Annotated in this window: 17 protein-coding genes; 2 read left to right on the forward strand and 15 right to left on the reverse strand. The window is 57.7% G+C overall.

Translation table 11 applies throughout. From position 1 onward, the window contains the following. Positions 1–104: 104 nt before the first annotated feature. The 5 genes from gntU to O1723_RS20160 form a co-directional block, all read right to left on the reverse strand. On the reverse strand, positions 105–1,445 hold the full coding sequence (gene gntU, locus O1723_RS20140) for a gluconate transporter (RefSeq protein ID WP_014833577.1): 1,341 nt from the start codon (positions 1,443–1,445) through the stop codon (positions 105–107). Between the two features lie 3 nt (positions 1,446–1,448). Continuing rightward, on the reverse strand, positions 1,449–1,976 hold the full coding sequence (gene gntK / locus O1723_RS20145) for a gluconokinase (RefSeq protein ID WP_014882134.1): 528 nt from the start codon (positions 1,974–1,976) through the stop codon (positions 1,449–1,451). A gap of 126 nt (positions 1,977–2,102) precedes the next feature. Further along, entirely contained in the window at positions 2,103–3,098 is a 996-nt protein-coding gene (gene gntR, locus O1723_RS20150) for a gluconate operon transcriptional repressor GntR (protein ID WP_014882133.1), read from the reverse strand. Positions 3,099–3,189: 91 nt separating this feature from the next. Then, complete coding sequence (locus tag O1723_RS20155) at positions 3,190–3,885, reverse strand: pirin family protein (RefSeq protein WP_000639796.1); 696 nt, start codon at positions 3,883–3,885, stop codon at positions 3,190–3,192. Between the two features lie 123 nt (positions 3,886–4,008). Further along, positions 4,009–5,046, reverse strand: coding sequence for an oxidoreductase (locus O1723_RS20160; protein WP_014882132.1), 1,038 nt, complete (start codon positions 5,044–5,046; stop codon positions 4,009–4,011). 256 nt (positions 5,047–5,302) lie between these two features. Between O1723_RS20160 and yhhY the strand changes: the two genes are divergently transcribed. After that, complete coding sequence (gene yhhY / locus O1723_RS20165) at positions 5,303–5,791, forward strand: N-acetyltransferase (protein WP_014882131.1); 489 nt, start codon at positions 5,303–5,305, stop codon at positions 5,789–5,791. 87 nt (positions 5,792–5,878) lie between these two features. Here yhhY and ggt read toward each other — a convergent pair whose 3' ends face one another. After that, on the reverse strand, positions 5,879–7,624 hold the full coding sequence (gene ggt, locus O1723_RS20170) for a gamma-glutamyltransferase (RefSeq protein ID WP_248191027.1): 1,746 nt from the start codon (positions 7,622–7,624) through the stop codon (positions 5,879–5,881). 123 nt (positions 7,625–7,747) lie between these two features. Here ggt and O1723_RS20175 point away from each other — a divergent pair, with 123 nt between their 5' ends. Beyond that, the gene (locus tag O1723_RS20175; RefSeq protein ID WP_023331795.1) at positions 7,748–8,125 is read left to right on the forward strand and encodes a DUF2756 family protein; all 378 of its coding nucleotides are present in this window, start codon (positions 7,748–7,750) and stop codon (positions 8,123–8,125) included. Here the strand turns inward: O1723_RS20175 and ugpQ are convergent. The 9 genes from ugpQ to livH form a co-directional block, all read right to left on the reverse strand. Then, positions 8,109–8,855, reverse strand: a complete 747-nt coding sequence (gene ugpQ, locus O1723_RS20180) for a glycerophosphodiester phosphodiesterase (RefSeq protein WP_023336597.1) — start codon at positions 8,853–8,855, stop codon at positions 8,109–8,111. The two genes, O1723_RS20175 and ugpQ, sit on opposite strands and share 17 nt — an antisense overlap. After that, positions 8,852–9,922, reverse strand: coding sequence for a sn-glycerol-3-phosphate import ATP-binding protein UgpC (locus O1723_RS20185; RefSeq protein WP_014882127.1), 1,071 nt, complete (start codon positions 9,920–9,922; stop codon positions 8,852–8,854). Before O1723_RS20185 ends, ugpQ begins: the two co-directional genes overlap by 4 nt. Position 9,923: 1 nt before the next feature. Further along, on the reverse strand, positions 9,924–10,769 hold the full coding sequence (ugpE, locus tag O1723_RS20190) for a sn-glycerol-3-phosphate ABC transporter permease UgpE (RefSeq protein ID WP_023336596.1): 846 nt from the start codon (positions 10,767–10,769) through the stop codon (positions 9,924–9,926). Beyond that, positions 10,766–11,653: a sn-glycerol-3-phosphate ABC transporter permease UgpA gene (ugpA, locus tag O1723_RS20195; protein WP_023331792.1), complete on the reverse strand. Its 888-nt coding sequence runs from the start codon at positions 11,651–11,653 to the stop codon at positions 10,766–10,768. The genes ugpE and ugpA overlap by 4 nt, the downstream gene beginning before the upstream one ends. 106 nt (positions 11,654–11,759) lie before the next feature. Then, positions 11,760–13,076 (reverse strand): sn-glycerol-3-phosphate ABC transporter substrate-binding protein UgpB, encoded by a 1,317-nt coding sequence (gene ugpB / locus O1723_RS20200; protein WP_023336595.1) that lies wholly within the window; start codon positions 13,074–13,076, stop codon positions 11,760–11,762. A 268-nt stretch (positions 13,077–13,344) separates the two neighbouring features. After that, the gene (gene livF / locus O1723_RS20205) at positions 13,345–14,058 is read right to left on the reverse strand and encodes a high-affinity branched-chain amino acid ABC transporter ATP-binding protein LivF (protein WP_006812273.1); all 714 of its coding nucleotides are present in this window, start codon (positions 14,056–14,058) and stop codon (positions 13,345–13,347) included. Between the two features lies 1 nt (position 14,059). Beyond that, positions 14,060–14,827, reverse strand: a complete 768-nt coding sequence (livG, locus tag O1723_RS20210) for a high-affinity branched-chain amino acid ABC transporter ATP-binding protein LivG (RefSeq protein WP_014882123.1) — start codon at positions 14,825–14,827, stop codon at positions 14,060–14,062. Beyond that, positions 14,824–16,101 carry a branched chain amino acid ABC transporter permease LivM gene (gene livM, locus O1723_RS20215; RefSeq protein WP_023336594.1) on the reverse strand — a complete coding sequence of 426 codons (1,278 nt, stop codon included), beginning with the start codon at positions 16,099–16,101 and terminating at the stop codon, positions 14,824–14,826. The genes livG and livM overlap by 4 nt, the downstream gene beginning before the upstream one ends. Further along, positions 16,098–17,024 (reverse strand): high-affinity branched-chain amino acid ABC transporter permease LivH, encoded by a 927-nt coding sequence (livH, locus tag O1723_RS20220; protein WP_014882121.1) that lies wholly within the window; start codon positions 17,022–17,024, stop codon positions 16,098–16,100. Before livH ends, livM begins: the two co-directional genes overlap by 4 nt. Positions 17,025–17,070: the final 46 nt, after the last annotated feature.

Genomic DNA, 17,070 nt, shown 5'->3' on the forward strand with positions numbered 1-17,070 from the left:
TTCACCTTTCCCGGCCTGATGTTCTGCATAAGATGAAAAGATTAAGGCCCGGTCAGCGTTAACGCTACCGGGCCTTATTTTTGAGCCGGGTTAAATCACCGCATTCAGCTCAGCAACGTAAAGGCAATCATCCCGACAATCGCACCCGTCGTACCGAGGATGGTTTCCATCAGCGTCCAGGTTTTCAGGGTTTGCGCTTCGGTGGCGCCGGTAAATTTACCGAACAGCCAGAAGCCAGCGTCGTTAACGTGAGAGACCACAATTGAACCGCCCGCGATACAGATAGACAGCGCTGCCATCTGCGCACCGGAGTAGTTCAGCTGTTCAATCACCGGCATTACCAGACCCACGGCGGTTAAACACGCCACGGTGGCGGAACCCTGGATAATACGCACGGCCGCCGCCAGCACGAAGCAGGTTACCGCAATCGGCAGGCCCATTCCGGTCAGCGCTTCACCCAGAGCCGGGCCCACGCCAGAATCCACCAGCACCTGCTTGAACACGCCACCGGCACCAATCACCAGCAGGATAATACCCGCAGGCTGCAGCGCGGCACCGCAGATCTCCATCACGCGGTCTTTCGGCATTCCCTGACGCATCGCCAGGCCGTAAATAGCCACCAGACACGCCACCAGGATCGCCGTAAACGGGTGACCAATGAACTCAAACCATTCGTAGGCGGTAGAGCCCACCGGCACAAAACGCGCTGCGATGGTTTTCAGACCCACCAGGACCAGCGGGAGCAGGATCAGTGACAGACTGAAGCCAAAGGACGGCATTTTGCCTTCGCCCAGATGCGGCTCGGTGATGTCATCCGGAATGTGCAGCTCAACGTAACGGCTAATGAAGTTGCCCCACAGCGGGCCGGCAATGATCATTCCCGGGATCGCGGCGCACAGGCCAATCAGGATCATCCAGCCAAAGTCAGCGTGCATCTGGGAGGCCAGCAGCATCGGCGCGGGCCCAGGCAACAGAAACGCTGCCGCTGCCGCCACGCCCGCAAACAGCGGAATGACCAGCTTCACGAGGTTGGTACCGGTATGACGCGCCATAGAGAATGCCACGCTAATCAGCAGCACAACCGCCACCTCGAAGAACAGCGGCAGCGCGCAAATCAGACCCGCCAGACCAATCGCATAGTGCGCGCGGCTGTGGCCGAAGGATTTCAGCATCTTGACGGCAATCTGATCGACCGCGCCCGTCTCATGTAAAATCTTGCCAAACATCGCGCCCAGCGCGACCACAATCGCCAGGAAGCCGAGCGTGCCTCCCATCCCTTTTTCCATCGTCGCAGCGATCTTGTCGAGCGGCATACCGGAAAAGAGACCTGCACCAATAGAAACCACCATCAAAGCAACGAAGGCGTGCATACGCGCCTTCATCACTAAAAACAGCAGCAGCAATACCGAACCCACTGCTGTCAAAACTAGCGTTAATGTACTCAAAACTTACTGCCTTTTATTAATGACCTCGATGGTGCTGGCTACAACACCCTCCAGTGACTGATCGATATCAACCACTAAGACGTCTTTCTCATCTTCACCCGGCTCCTGGAGCGCGTCGAACTGCGTCACCAGCATCTGGGTTTTGAAGAAGTGACCTTTACGCGCCTTCAGTCGGCTTTCAATCACCTCGAAATCGCCTTTCAGGTAGATGAAAGAGAGGTTCGGGTTGCCGTCGCGCAGCAGATCGCGGTAGGTTTTTTTCAGCGCGGAGCAGACGATCAGCGAAACTTTGTTGGTACGCTGCATGGCGAATGCGGCGTCGTTCAGCGCCTGCAGCCACGGTTTGCGATCGTCGTCGTTGAGCGGCTCGCCGGAGGCCATTTTCATGATGTTGCTGCGCGGATGGAGGAAGTCACCATCAAGAAACGCAGCCTGGAGTTGATGCGCCACTTCGCTCGCCACGGCAGATTTACCGCTACCGGACACGCCCATCAGGACGTAAACGTGGTGATCATGATTAGTCGTGCTCAAAGGGTGTCCCTCAGTCAATTGTTACGGGTAACAGTTATCGGTAACATTGTCCTGCCGGGGCAAAAGAGAAGCAATATCCAAACGTGCGCGAAGTGAATAAGTGTGAGCTAGTTCAAATTTGTCAGCTCAAATAGATCCACCCGGTGACAAGGTGAAACCTAAATCTAACATCTTAGGCGTAACCGTCTCGCCACGAATGCGCGCCAGCAGGCGTTCTGCGCCAATGCGGCCCATACGTTCACGCGGTGTCAGCACGCTCGCCAGACGCGGCTCCATAACCTGGCCGATGTCATGGCCGTGGAAACCCGCAATCGCCATATCTTCCGGGATCTTCAGCCCCAGACGCTGGCATTCGAACGCTGCACCGACCGCAAGGTCATCGTTAGTACAGAAAATACCGTCCAGTTGCGGATACTCGCGTCGCGCCTGACGCATCAGCTCAATACCCGACGTATAGGAAGAGGACTGCTCAACCATTACGCTGTACGGGGTTAAGTTCGCGTCGAGCATCGCCTGCTCGTATCCCTTCTGTTTGATGATAGTACGTTCATCAAGACGCGCGCCCAGATAGGCGATATGACGATGTCCCCGGGCGATGATGGCCGCCGTCATCTGACGTGCCGCTTCGAAGTTATCAAAACCCACGGCGATGTCGAGGCACGGCGACTGGCTGTCCATCAGCTCCACCACCGGAATACCCGCCACTTCAATCATTTTTAGCGTGCGGGCGGTGTGCGTACGTTCGGTTAAAATCAGGCCGTCGATGTTCCAGGAAAGCATGGATTCAAGACGTTCTTCTTCCAGCTCCGGCTTGTACCCGTAGTGGGCGAGCATGGTCTGGTAACCAAACGCATCGGTGACGCTTTCAATGCCGCGAAGCACCTCGGCGAAAACCTGGTTGGTTAAGGAAGGCAGGAGGACACCCACCGCACGGCTGGTCGCATTGGAGAGAATATCGGGTGCGCGGTTGGGGATATAACCCAGTTCATCAAGGGCTGCGGCAATCTTGCCACGCAACGCCACGGAAACCTGTTCCGGGTTACGTAAAAAGCGGCTGACCGTCATTTTGGTCACACCGACGCGATCGGCGACATCCTGAAGTACGGGGCGTTTCTTTTTCATCGTCCTGAGAAATCTTGAAGTGAGAGATTTGCTCAGTTTATCACGGACAAAGCTCAACCTTCCCCGTTTAAAGGGAAGGTTGAGAAATTATTTAGACCGGCGGCAGGTCAAACAGCAGGATTTCACTTTCGCTGTCGGCGTGCACGGAGAGTGCCTGTTCATCCCAGATAGCCAGACCATCGGCAGTGGTGGCTTTGGTGCCGTTGATGGACACCTCACCTTTCACTACCTGGATCCAGACGCGGCGGTTAGCGGCAATCTGATGCACAGACTGTTCATCTTTCGCCAGCGCCCAGCGGTACAGCTCCATGTCCTGATGCACTTTCAGGGAACCTTCACGCGCATCCGGGGACAGCACCAGCTGTTTGCCCTGTTTGGCGTCGAAGCGGCGCTGCTCATAGCGCGGCGTGATGCCGGTCTCTTCTGGAATGATCCAGATTTGATACAGGTGCAGTTTTTCCGTTTTACTCGGGTTGTACTCGGAATGACGCACCCCGGTACCCGCGCTCATGATCTGGAACTCGCCCGCCGGAACCTGCTCTTTGTTGCCCATGCTGTCCTGGTGCTCAACCGCCCCTTCCAGCACATAGGTCAGGATTTCCATGTCTTTGTGCGGGTGGGTACCGAAGCCCTGACCTGCATCAATCACGTCGTCGTTAATGACGCGCAGTGCAGAGAAGCCCATGAAGTTCGGGTCGTAGTAGTCGGCAAACGAGAATGAATGCCATGAGTCCAGCCAGCCATGATTCGCGTGACCACGTTCGTTTGCTTTGCGTAAATAGATCATTGTTTTCACCCTCAGTTCGTTTCGATGGAGTAAGTGTGGATGCAAACAGCCTGGGATCATAGAGGGTGAAAATTGACTCCTCTGTTCAAAAATTGTGAACAAGCGCAGAGGAGCCGTTTTTGCTTATTTCGCGAGGGTGATCGTGGCAGGAGAAGCCTGTTCGAACGCCCGCTCGAGCAGTTCGAGGTTGGTAAGAACGTCAGATTCCTTGACGTAATTGGGTGCCCCGCGGGTCAGCGTTTCAAACAGCGCATCGTAGACGCGACCATAGTCGCCGGTTTCCGGCTTCAGCGCTTCTTTGACCGTTACGCCTTCGTCGTTGACATATTCCAGTACGCCCACGGAATCATCCGCCGCAAAGCCCGGTTCACCCGGCATAATGTTGGCCTTCAGACTCGTCTCCTGCTGGTCGATACCGTACTTGATGAACGAGCCTCGGGTGCCGTGAACGATAAATTTCGGATAGTCGATTTTCACCAAATGGCTGGTTTTGACGATGGCTTTCAGGTCACCGTAAAACAGTTGCGCTTCAAAAGTATCGTCCGGGTTGGCTTTATTGCGCAGACTGCGAATGTCATACGCAGCGTGGTCCGGCCGGCCAAACAGGGAGATGACCTGGTCCATGGTGTGCACGCCAAGCCCGTAGAAAGAGCCATCCTGAGGCAGCCCGGGTTGGGTTTCCGCTACCGGACGGTAGTAATCAAAGTGACTTTCGATTTCCACAATGTCACCGAGCTTACCGCTTTCAATCGCTTTTTTCGCCGTCAGGAAACAGCTGTCAAAGCGACGATTCTGGTACGGCGTCACGGTTAGCCCTTTGCTTTTTGCCAGCGCGAACAGCGCTTTCGCTTCGGCAAGGGTTGGGGTGAACGGTTTTTCCACCAGCACGTTTTTGCCCGCTTCCAGCGCGCGTTTCGCATAGTCAAAATGGCTGTCGGCGTGGGTGCAGACAACCACCAGCTTAACCTGCGGGTCGTTAAGCACCTCATCGAGATCGCTGGTGAAATGAATATGGGAGTACTGCGGGAGTTGCTCTTCCGGCTTCGCGCGGCGGCGGAAGATGTGCGCGACGTGCCAGCTGTCTTTACGGTTGAGAACATACGGCAGGTGATAGCGGGTCGTACTTTTACCAAATCCAATAAATGCGCAATGTAGTGTCATGGCTCAGTCCTTTTGGAAGGTTATTGAGTCTAACCATAACAAAAAAAAAGCCAGCTAAAAGCTGGCTAAAGTAATACTGGAAGCAATGTGAGCAATGTCGTGCTTTCAGGTTCCCGTAGGGGTCTTCCTGAATGCAGAGCAATAATAATCATTCTCATTCGCACTTGTCCAATACTTTTTGCAAAAAATAGCGGTTGACTCAAATTTTAAAGTCATTGATGTTGAGAGGGACATTTAACTGACTGAGGAACAAGGGATGAGTGAGATTGTGATACGCCACGCGGAACCGAAAGATTATGACGCCATTCGTCAGATCCACGCCCAGCCGGAGGTGTACCACAACACGCTACAGGTTCCTCACCCTTCGCTGGAAATGTGGCAGATGCGGCTAGGCGACCAGCCCGGTATTAAGCAACTGGTTGCCTGTATTGACGATATCGTGGTTGGGCACCTCACCATTGATGTTGCCCAGCGCCCGCGCCGCAGCCACGTGGCCGATTTTGGTATCTGCGTAGGCGCACAGTGGCACAACCGCGGCGTCGCCAGCGCGCTGATCCGCACCATGATCGACATGTGCGACAACTGGCTGCGCGTCGACCGCATCGAATTAACGGTGTTTGTGGATAACGAGCCGGCAATAGCCGTGTACAAAAAACACGGATTCGAGATTGAAGGTACTGGCAAGCGCTACGCCCTGCGCAACGGTGAGTATGTGGATGCGTATTATATGGCGAGAATGAAGTAATTTGTTGCCGGGTGGCGGCTTCGCCTTACCCGGCCTACATTCGTGCCGTTGTAGGCCCGGTAAGCGCAGCGCCACCGGGCAACAAAATCAGTACCCCGCTGTTAAATCATCCACCGAGCGCGGGTCCGACGCCCCAAACAGCGCGCCGTCCGGCCCGACCATAATGCTCTGAGTACTGCCCATCGCCTCTTTTACCGCCACCTTCTGTCCACGTTGCTCCAGCAGTTTGATGGTGTCCGGGCTAAAGCCCTTCTCAACGCGCAGTTCATCCGGCAGCCACTGGTGATGAAAACGCGGCGCGTTGGTCGCTTCGGCGACGTTCATCCCAAAATCGATACTGTTGACCACCATCTGCAATACCGTAGTGATAATCCGGCTTCCGCCAGGACTGCCGGTGACCAGCCAGGTTTTACCGTCTTTCACCACGATAGTGGGTGACATGGATGACAGCGGTCGCTTCTTCGGCCCAACCGCATTCGCATCGCCGCCGACCAGACCGTAGACGTTCGGCACGCCCGGCTTGGCAGAGAAATCATCCATCTCGTTGTTAAGCAGAATGCCGCTGTTGCCCGCCACAATCCCGGTACCAAAGGTGGTATTGAGCGTATAGGTCACCGCCACCGCGTTACCGTCTTTATCCACCACCGAGAAGTGGGTGGTCTGGTTGCTTTCATACGGTGCCAGCTTGCCGGGGCGGATCTCGCTGGACGGTTTAGCCTTGTTGATGTCGATCTCATCAGCAATGGATTTGGCATATGCCTTGTTGGTCAACGCCTGCCACGGCACCTTCACGAAGTCCGGGTCACCGAGGTATTCCGAGCGGTCGGCGTAGGCGCGTTTTTCGGCCTCCGCCATTACCTGCATCGCATCCGCGCTGCCGAAGCCGAACTTATGCATATCGAAGTTTTCAAGAATATTGAGGATCTGCACGATGTGGATCCCGCCGGAGGACGGCGGTGGCATCGAGAAGACTTCGTAGCCGCGATAGGTTCCGCTAATTGGCTCACGCTCTACCGCCTTGTACTCGGCCAGGTCCGCTTTGGTGATGAGCCCGCCGTTTTTCTTCATCTCTTCGGCAATCTGGTCGGCAATTGCCCCTTTGTAGAAGGCGTCCGGACCGTTTTCAGCTATCAGCTCAAGGCTTTTGGCGAGGTTCTTCTGCACCAGCTTATCGCCCTTCTTCAACGGCTCGCCGTCTTTCCAGAAGATGGCTTTACTGTTTTCGTGATTGGGAATCACTTCACTGCCGTAGGTTTTGAGATCGTCCGCCAGAGCGTCATTCACCACAAAGCCGTCCCGGGCCAGTTTAATGGCTGGCTGCACCACTTTGTTCAGCGGCATGGTGCCGTATTTCTCCAGCGCCAGCGAGAAGCCCGCCACGGTGCCCGGCGTGCCGCTTGCGAGATGGGAAGTCAGGGATTTTTTACTGTCCGGGTTCCCCTGGTCGTCGAGGAACATATCGCGGGACGCCTGAGCAGGCGCCATTTCGCGGAAGTCGATGGCGGTCGTTTTGCCGTCTTTGGTGCGCAGCATCATAAAGCCGCCGCCACCCAGATTCCCCGCCTGCGGGTGCGTTACCGCCAGTGCATATCCCACCGCGACCGCCGCATCTACCGCGTTACCGCCCTGTTTGAGAATGTCGACGCCCACATGGGTTGCCAGCGCATCCACGGACGCCACCATACCGTGGGTTGCCCGCACGGGATGAAAAACATCTTCCTCCACGTCATACGATACTGGCGGAGCCGCTGGCGGGTTGGCCGCCACGCTAAATGTCCCGCCTGCCATCAGCGCGGCGATGGCGACCCAGCGCAAAAACGTTGGTTTCATCATTATTGTTCTCCAGGTGAAGGGATCCATATTCCCCGCTTAAGCCTGGTTCACAACTCCTAAAAAATCATCGTCATGGTGAAATCAGGGTAAACTTAAGAGAGACCTCAACAGGAGGAAATGACAATGAAACGCTTACTGATTCTTGCGGCGCTGATCCCATTTGCCGCGCTCGCACAGCCACTTAACACCATGAACAACCCGAACCAGCAGGGTTATGTCATCCCGAGCCAGCAGCGTATGCAGACGGAGATGATGAGCCAGCAGCAACAGCAAAAAGGGATGCTGAACCAGCAGTTGAAAACACAGACCCAGATGCAGCAGCAGAGCCTGCAAAATCAGATGAACGCCAACACCCAGCGCGTGCAGCAGGGACAGGTGCGTGAGCAGCCGCTGCCGAATAAAAACGGTGGGATGTTAGGTGGGATGACGTCGTCAGGCAGCGGACAGCAGCATATGCTGCCGTCGCAGTCGAATGGCAGTATGCTTAACCCGCAGAACTAAAGTTCGGGCCGATCAGGTCTATGGCATCGGTACAGATGCTGTCCACGCCCCAGCGCAGCAGTTCGGCTGCACGCTGGGGTTTATTCACGGTATAAACCAGAATATGCAGACCCGCGTCTTTGAGCATCTTCACCCGCGCCTCGTCCAGCAGCCTGTGATTGAGATGGATAGAGACACAGCCTAAGCGGGTCGTCAGCTCGCGCCAGTCCTCACGCCACTCGTCCAGCAGCAGCCCACGCGGGAGTTCAGGCACGGCAGCCTGGGCCGCTTCCAGGGCGTCAATTTCAAACGAGGAGAGCAGCGGCGCCGTCATCCCTTCCCATAGCTCACGCGCGGCCAGCGCAATGACTTTACCCGTCAGCGTCCCGGTGCCGGTGGTCGGTTTGATTTCAATGTTTGCCATCATGCCGTGCTGACGACAGCGGTCCGCCACCTCCGCCAGCAGCGGCAGCGGTTCGCCTTTGAATTCACCGCTGTACCAGCTTCCGGCATCCACTTTCAGCAGATCGCGCCACGGCAGTTCACCCGCTACGCCCCAGCCGTTGCTGGTGCGTTCGAGGTTGTCGTCATGCAGCAGGAAAATCTCGCCGTCCTTCGACAGCTTGGCGTCAAACTCGATCATCGTGTGACCGTAGCGCGCGCCAACATCAATCGCCGCCAGGGTATTTTCCGGCGCCAGTTTACCGCCGCCACGGTGGGCGACGATGTGGGGATAAGGCCAGTTGCTCATACTCGTTGTCCTGTTTCACCATCAAAGAGGTGCAGATGATTTTCCGGCAGGTGCAGCCACAGCGTGCTGCCTGCTTTCGGGCGCTCCTGATGTGCCAGACGCACCACCATTTTTTGCTCACCCCAGCGCCCGTGCGCCAGGTTATCTGCCCCCAACATCTCCAGCGTGTCCATCACCAGCGGCACGCCGCCGTCCGCCTGAGAGGTTAAACCGATATGCTCGGGGCGGATCCCGAGCGTCATCTTACGCCCGGCGTAGCCACGATAGTACCAGTTGATCGGTAATGCCATCCCGCTTTCCAGCTCAAAGTGCGTGCCTGCATTGCTGATACGCCCTTCCAGCAAATTCATTGCCGGGCTGCCGATAAAGCTCGCCACAAAGCGGGTGGCCGGTTTCTCGTAAACATCCACCGGCGTACCAATCTGCTCGGCGATGCCTTTGTTCATCACCATCACGCGCTGGGCAAGGGTCATAGCTTCGACCTGATCGTGGGTCACGTACAGGGAGGTGGTTTTCAGACGGCGATGGAGCTGTTGCAGCTCAAGACGCATCTGCACGCGCAGCTTGGCATCCAGGTTGGAGAGCGGTTCATCGAACAGGAATACCGCCGGGTCGCGCACGATGGCGCGTCCCATCGCCACGCGCTGGCGCTGACCACCGGAGAGCTCGCGCGGGCGGCGCTTGAGCAGGCCGTCCAGTTCCAGAATGCGTGCCGCTTCTTTGACGCGCTCGTCGATATGGCCTTTGCCCATGCCGCGGATTTTCAGCCCCCACGCCATATTCTCTTCCACGCTCATGTGCGGATAGAGGGCGTAGTTCTGAAACACCATCGCAATACCGCGATCCTTCGGTTCCATCTCGGTGACGCGCTGGCGGTCAATCCAGATATCGCCGGAGGTCACGCGCTCCAGCCCCGCCACCATGCGCAGCAGGGTGGATTTGCCGCAGCCGGACGGGCCAACCATCACGATAAATTCCCCGTCCGCTACGTCGAGCGTCAGCGGCTGAATGACCTGGGTTTTGCCGTCCCAGCTTTTGGTTACTGCCTGAAGTTTTAAACCTGCCATCTTATTTCTCGCTATCGACCAGGCCGCGGACAAGCGCGCGCTGCATGGCTAAAACAATGACTACGGGTGGGATAAGGGTGAGCAGCATCGCCGCCATCACCTGGTTCCAGAGGGTGGTGCCTTCGCCGGTGGCAATCATGCCTTTGATGCCCGCGACGGCGGTGCCGAGGCTGACGTCCTGGATAATCAGCAGCGGCCACAGGTACTGGTTCCAGCCGTAGATAAAGGTGATCACAAACAGCGCCGCAAGGTTGGTTTTCGACAGCGGCAGCACGATATCGCGGAAGAAGCGCATCGGTGACGCGCCGTCGATACGCGCGGCTTCAATCAGCTCGTCCGGCAGGGTCATAAAGAACTGGCGGAACAGGAAGGTGGCGGTCGCCGAGGCCATCAGCGGCAGGGTTAAGCCCGCGTAGCTGTCGAGCATCTTCAGGTTGGCGATCACTTCCACCGTCGGGAAGATACGCACTTCCACCGGCAGCATCAGGGTGATAAAGATCATCCAGAAGAAGAGGTTGCGCAGCGGAAAACGGAACCAGACGATGGCGAAGGCGGAGAGCATCGACACCGTGATTTTGCCGACGGTGATGCCGAACGCCATGATGAAGCTGTTGAGCATCATCAGCCAGAACGGCGCGCTGTTCGCGCCCACGCCCTGGGTCCAGATGGTCTTCATGTTCTCAAACAAATGCGAACCTGGGATCAGCGTCATCGGCGTGTCGAACACCGCTTTGGTGTCCAGCGTGGCGGCGACAAACGCCACGTACAGCGGAAACAGGATGACGATGATCCCTAAAATCAGCATGGTATGGCTGAAAATCGTCAGCCCGCGACGGTTCTCAATCATTGGTAGCGCACCTTACTTTCAACATAGCGGAACTGCACCACCGTGAGGATGATGACGAGGAACATCAGCACCACCGACTGCGCGGCGGAGGCCGAGAGATCAAGCCCCGCAAAGCCTTCGCGGTAGATCTTATAGATAAGCGTCGTGGTCGCCTGCACCGGGCCGCCCGCGGTCGCCGCGTCGATCACCGGGAAAGTGTCGAAGAAGGCGTACACGAGGTTAACCACCAGCAGGAAGAAACTCACCGGGGCGATCAGCGGCAGCGATAATCTGAAGAAGCGGCGAACCGGCCCTGCGCCGTCAATCGCCGCGGCTTCCACCAGCGAACGCGGGATGGACTGCAGTGCGGCAAAGAAGAACAGGAAGTTATAGCTGATCTGCTTCCACACCGAGGCGAACACCACCAGGAACATCGCCTGACCGCTGTTCTGGGCGTGGTTCCAGTCGTAACCCAATTCGGCCAGGAAGTGGGTAATCAGCCCGCGCCCAGGGTTAAACAGGAAGATCCACAGTACGGCGGCGACGGCAGGCGCGACGGCGTAAGGCAGCAGCATCAGGGTCTGATACAGGCGGCTGCCGCGCACCACGTAATCCACCAGCGCGGCAAAGAACAGCGAAGCGACCAGACCGCTGACGGTGACCAGCGCGCTGAATTTCATCGTCGTCCAGAAGGAGTCCAGATAGTAGCTGTCGTGGAACAGCGCGGTGAAGTTGTCCAGGCCAACAAACTGGCTGGACAGCCCGAACGGGTCGACGCTTTGTACCGAGTACCACAGCGCTTCGCCCGCAGGCCAGATAAAGAAGATAACGGTGATGACCAGCTGCGGCGCGACCAGAAGATAGGGCAGCCAGCGGGAGCGGAACACCGGACGGGATGATGACATTGAGATTGGGTTCCTGAACAATGCCGGGTGGCGGCTACGCCTTACCCGGCCTACATGTGGCACGTCGTAGGCCCGGTAAGCGTAGCGCCACCGGGCGAATCACAGATTACGATTTGGTCGACTGCTCAAAACGGCGCAGCAGCTGATTCCCGCGTTCTACCGCTGAATCCAGCGCCTGTTGAGGCGTTTTCTTCCCGGTCCACACGCTTTCCAGCTCTTCATCCACGATGGTGCGGATCTGCGGCATGTTGCCCAGACGCAGACCTTTGGTGAACGGCAATGGCGGCTTGTTCAGCATCTGACGCGTCGCGATATCCGCGCCCGGGTTTTTGCTGTAGAAGCCCTGCTCGCGGGTCAGGTCATAGGCGGCTTTGGTGATCGGCAGGTAGCCGGTTTTCTGGTGCCACTCAGCGGCAATTTCTGGCTTCGCCAGGAAGTCGAGGAACTCGGCCACGCCTTTGTAGGTGCCCTTGTCTTTGCCCTGCATCACCCACAGGCTGGCCCCGCCGATGATGGCGTTCTGCGGCGCGCCCTTCACGTCAGCGTCGTACGGCATCATGCCCACGCCGTAGTTGAATTTGGCGTAGTGACGGATATCTGCCAGCGAACCGGAAGACGCGGTGGTAATAGCGCAGTCACCGTTGTAGAACTTTTCAGTGGATTCGTCTTTACGGCCGAAGTAGCTGAAATCGCCCTTTTTGTTGAGCGCTTCCAGCAGCGCAATGTGCTTCACCTGCTTCGGCTTGTTGAACTCCAGTACCGCGTCGGTGCCGTCGAAGCCGTTGTTTTTGGTGGCAACCGGCAGGCCGTGCCAGGCGCTGAAGTTTTCAATCTGGATCCAGCCCTGCCAGCCGCTGGCGTAGCCGCACTTCATCCCTGCAGCTTTCAGCTTCGCGGTATAGTCGGCCAGATCCTGCCAGGTTTTTGGCGGCTGCTCCGGATCTAAACCGGCTTTCCTGAAGGCGTCTTTGTTGTAGTACAGGACCGGCGTGGAGCTGTTAAACGGCTGAGACAGCAGGTGACCGGTTTTGGAATCGGTGTAGTAGCCCGCCACGGTTGGCACGAACTGCGACTCGTCGAAGTTGATGCCCGCCTCTTTGAAGACTTCATAGACCGGCTTGATGGCTTTGGAGGCCATCATGGTCGCGGTACCCACTTCATAAACCTGTAACAGTGCAGGAGCGTTACCGGTACGGAAGGCGGCGATGCCCGCGCTCAGGCTCTGCTCGTAGTTGCCTTTGTACACCGGCACAATCTTGTAATCCGGGTGGGTGTCGTTGAAACGCTGCGCCAGGGAGTCAACTTCTTTACCCAACTCCCCTTCCATGGAATGCCAGAATGGAATGGTGGTGACAGCCATTGCGTTCGTCGCAAAAGCCAGACCCAGTGCCAGACCCAAAGCTGTGTGTCGTAACGATGTCATTGTCATCTCTCTTATTGTGCCGGATGCGCGATATCACGCGTTTTATGCTCGCGAGGTAACATGACATGCTCGAATGACAGAAAAATAACTGTTTGTTTACAGATAAGTGACAGCAAAGCGTCAGGGGGATGATGGTTGTGTGAAGGGTGTTGGGGGGTTGGGTGATTGAGTGCGGTCTGATGCCCTCACCCCGGCCCTCTCCCACAGGGAGAGGGAGAAAGGCATGTAGGCCCGGTAAGCGTAAGCGCCACCGGGCAACACAGACGGCTTAGCCTCCGAGGTACGCGCTCCGCACCGCTTCGTTCGCCAGCAGCGCATCGCCGGTATCTTCAAGCACCACGCGGCCGTTTTCCAGCACGTAGCCACGGTCGGCGAGCTTCAGCGCCTGGTTGGCGTTCTGCTCGACGAGGAAGATGGTCATCCCCTCTTTACGCAGCTGCTCGATGGTGTCGAAGATCTGCTGGATAATGATCGGCGCCAGACCGAGCGACGGTTCGTCCAGCAGCAGCAGGCGTGGCTGGCTCATCAGCGCGCGGCCAATCGCCAGCATCTGCTGCTCACCGCCGGACATGGTGCCCGCACGCTGAATACGGCGCTCCCACAGGCGCGGGAAGAGTTCGTATACCCACTTGATGCGGGTCTGGTATTCATCGCGGTGAGCGAAGAAGCCGCCCATCGCTAGGTTCTCTTCCACCGTCATGCGCGAGAAGACGCGACGCCCTTCCGGAACAATCGCCACCGCTTCACGCATGATTTTTGCAGTCTGCCAGTCGGTAATGTCTTTGCCATCAAACACAATCCGCCCGCTGGTAGCCCGCGGGTCGCCGCACAGGGTACCGAGCAGCGTGGTTTTGCCCGCGCCGTTGGCGCCAATCAGGGTGACGATTTCACCCTGATTGATGTGCAGGCTGACGTCGTGCAGCGCCTGGATCTTGCCGTAGTGCGCATTGACCTTGTCGAACGTTAACATCGCTTTTTCCATCTTATGCCTCACCAAGGTACGCGCGGATCACGTCCGGATTGTTGCGGATCTCTTCCGGCGTGCCGTTTGCCAGCGGCGTGCCCTGGTTGACCACGTAAATACGGTCCGAAATACCCATCACCAGCTTCATGTCGTGCTCAATCAGCAGGATGGTGGTGTCGTGGTGATCGCGTAGCTCGGCAATTAGCTCGTCCAGCTCTTTGGTCTCTTTCGGGTTGAGGCCCGCCGCCGGTTCGTCGAGCATCAGGATCTCCGGCTGCGTCACCATGCAGCGCACAATCTCCAGACGACGCTGATCGCCGTAGGCCAGGTTGCTCGCCTGACGGTTGGCGTGCTGCAGCAAGCCGATGCGGTCGAGCCAGGTGGCGGCGCGGTCGAGGGCCTCCTCCTGGGCGCGGCGGAAGGCCGGAGTCTTCAGCAGACCGGAGAACAGCCCGGTTTTGAGCTGCTGATGCTGTGCCACCAGCAGGTTCTCAATCACCGTCATCTCGCGGAACAGGCGCACGTGCTGGAAGGTACGCACCACGCCCATGCGGGCAATTTGCTGGCCCGGCAGCCCTTCCAGGTGCTTATCGCGCAGCATGATGGTGCCGCCCGTAGGCTTGTAGAAACCGGTCAGACAGTTAAACACCGTGGTTTTTCCCGCGCCGTTGGGGCCAATCAGGGAGACGATCTCTTTCTTATGCAGATCCAGATTCACGTTGTTGACCGCCAGCAGGCCGCCAAAACGCATCATCAGACCGTTAACGGATAATAATGGCTGACTCATGCCTGCTCTCCTTTCGCTTTCCCGTTCTTCAGCTTCAGCTGTGGACGGGTCATCGGCAGCAGGCCCTGCGGACGCCAGATCATCATCAGCACCATCAAACCACCCAGCATCAGCATGCTGTATTCGTTAAAGTCACGCATCAGCTCGCGCGAGACCACCAGTAGGATGGCCGCGAGAATGACGGCAAACTGCGAGCCCATCCCGCCGAGCACCACAATCGCCAGCACAAAGGCCGATTCGGCAAACGTGAACGATTCCGGGCTGACGAAGCCCTGACGCGCGGCAAACAGCGTCCCGGCGAAACCGGCAAACGCGGCGCTGATGGTAAACGCGGTCAGCTTGATGCGGGTCGGGTTCAGGCCCAGGGAGCGGCAGGCGATCTCATCTTCACGCAGCGCTTCCCACGCGCGGCCCAGCGGCATGCGCAGCAGACGGTTAATCACGAAAAGGGTCACCACCACCAGCAGCAGCGCAACCAGGTAGAGCCAAATCACGCGGTCGGACGGGTCATACTTCACGCCAAAGAAGTTGCTGAAGGTATCCCAGCCGCCTTCGCGGGCGGTACGGCTGAACTCCAGCCCGAAGAAGGTCGGTTTCGGGATCTGGCTGATGCCGTTCGGACCACCGGTGATTTCGGTGTTATTCAGCAGCAGGATACGGACGATTTCGCCGAAGCCTAGGGTCACAATCGCCAGGTAGTCACCGCGCAGGCGCAGCACCGGGAAGCCCAGCAGGAAGCCCGCAGCGGCAGAAACCAGGCCCGCCAGCGGCAGACAGGTCCAGAAGCCGAGGCCGTAATAATGGTTCAGCAGCGCGAAGGTGTAGGCACCGATGGCGTAAAAACCACCGTAGCCCAGCACCAGCAGGCCAGAGAGCCCCACCACCACGTTCAGACCGAGACCCAAAATCACGTAAATCATGGTCAGGGTAGCGATATCCACCGTGCCGCGCGAGACCACGAATGGCCACGCCACGGCCGCCACCAGCAGCGCCACGAGGAACAGCTTTTGCTTCACGGTGGAACCGTCGATAGCCGGAAGAACAAATTTCGGCCCGGAGACACCTTTCAGCGTTTTCTGGAACAGCGGACGCAGCAGCTGGAACAGGAACACCACCGCCGTGCCAATAAACACCCACTGCCAGCGGATGTCAGGTGCGGTATCCACCACCAGTTTGGTGCCGCTCAGCTCCAGCCGGACGCCCATAAAGACGCCCGCCAGCACGAAGAACATGGCGGCAGAGAGCAGCGCCATTGCAAAATGCATCGGTTTCATACTTTCTCTACCTCCGGACGGCCCAGAATACCGGTAGGCATGACCAGCAGAACCAGAATCAGCAGGGCAAACGACACCACGTCTTTATATTCGGTGCTCAGGTACGCCGAGGAGAGCGCTTCCGCCACGCCCAGGATCAGGCCGCCGATCATCGCGCCAGGAATACTGCCGATACCGCCAAGTACTGCCGCGGTGAAGGCTTTCATTCCGGCCATAAAGCCGATGTACGGGTTGATCACGCCGTAGAACTGGCCGAGCAGCACGCCCGCCACTGCCGCCATCGCGGCACCGATCACGAAGGTCAGGGCAATCACGCGGTCAGTATTGATGCCAAGCAGGCTCGCCATCTTCAGGTCTTCCGCGCAGGCACGGCAGGCGCGCCCCATGCGGGAATAACGGATGAACAGCGTCAGGGCGAGCATTGCAATAAAGGTCACGACCCAGATGACGAGCTGCATGGTGGTGATAGAGGCAGAGAAGTTTTCGCTGGCCCCCACGATCCACTGGCCGTTAAACAGGCTTGGCAGCGCCACGTCGCGCGACCCTTCGGTCAGGCTGACGTAGTTTTGCAGGAAGATCGACATACCGATGGCGGAGATGAGCGCAATCAGACGCTTGGAGCTGCGCACCGGCCGATAGGCCACACGCTCGATGCTCCAGCCATAGGCGCTGGCGATCACAATGGCGCCGACAAACCCGGCGGCAACCAGCAGCCAGCTGCTGTCGATGCCCATCATCATCAGGGCGGCGATGATCATAAAGGAGATGTAGCTACCGATCATGTACACCTCGCCGTGGGCGAAGTTGATCATGCCGATAATGCCGTAAACCATCGTATAGCCGATGGCAATCAGCGCGTAGGTGCTTCCCAGCGTGACGCCGTTAAACATCTGCTGCAGGAAATAGAGAAACTGCTCGGACATATGCAAACCTTTTTATTCCCGCCCGGCGGTCCGGGCGGCGGGATAA

This window comes from Enterobacter cloacae complex sp. HYC080_NIDB (assembly GCF_056673325.1).

Coding starts and splice junctions, on each gene's coding strand:
- ugpQ (WP_023336597.1), bottom strand. CDS start 8,855: ATGAGCAACTGGCCTTATCCCCACATCGTCGCCCACCGTGGCGGCGGT.
- ggt (WP_248191027.1), bottom strand. CDS start 7,624: ATGATGAAACCAACGTTTTTGCGCTGGGTCGCCATCGCCGCGCTGATG.
- O1723_RS20175 (WP_023331795.1), top strand. CDS start 7,748: ATGAAACGCTTACTGATTCTTGCGGCGCTGATCCCATTTGCCGCGCTC.
- ugpB (WP_023336595.1), bottom strand. CDS start 13,076: ATGACATCGTTACGACACACAGCTTTGGGTCTGGCACTGGGTCTGGCT.
- livF (WP_006812273.1), bottom strand. CDS start 14,058: ATGGAAAAAGCGATGTTAACGTTCGACAAGGTCAATGCGCACTACGGC.
- gntR (WP_014882133.1), bottom strand. CDS start 3,098: ATGAAAAAGAAACGCCCCGTACTTCAGGATGTCGCCGATCGCGTCGGT.
- ugpA (WP_023331792.1), bottom strand. CDS start 11,653: ATGTCATCATCCCGTCCGGTGTTCCGCTCCCGCTGGCTGCCCTATCTT.
- livG (WP_014882123.1), bottom strand. CDS start 14,827: ATGAGTCAGCCATTATTATCCGTTAACGGTCTGATGATGCGTTTTGGC.
- O1723_RS20185 (WP_014882127.1), bottom strand. CDS start 9,922: ATGGCAGGTTTAAAACTTCAGGCAGTAACCAAAAGCTGGGACGGCAAA.
- O1723_RS20160 (WP_014882132.1), bottom strand. CDS start 5,046: ATGACACTACATTGCGCATTTATTGGATTTGGTAAAAGTACGACCCGC.
- livH (WP_014882121.1), bottom strand. CDS start 17,024: ATGTCCGAGCAGTTTCTCTATTTCCTGCAGCAGATGTTTAACGGCGTC.
- O1723_RS20155 (WP_000639796.1), bottom strand. CDS start 3,885: ATGATCTATTTACGCAAAGCAAACGAACGTGGTCACGCGAATCATGGC.
- ugpE (WP_023336596.1), bottom strand. CDS start 10,769: ATGATTGAGAACCGTCGCGGGCTGACGATTTTCAGCCATACCATGCTG.
- yhhY (WP_014882131.1), top strand. CDS start 5,303: ATGAGTGAGATTGTGATACGCCACGCGGAACCGAAAGATTATGACGCC.
- livM (WP_023336594.1), bottom strand. CDS start 16,101: ATGAAACCGATGCATTTTGCAATGGCGCTGCTCTCTGCCGCCATGTTC.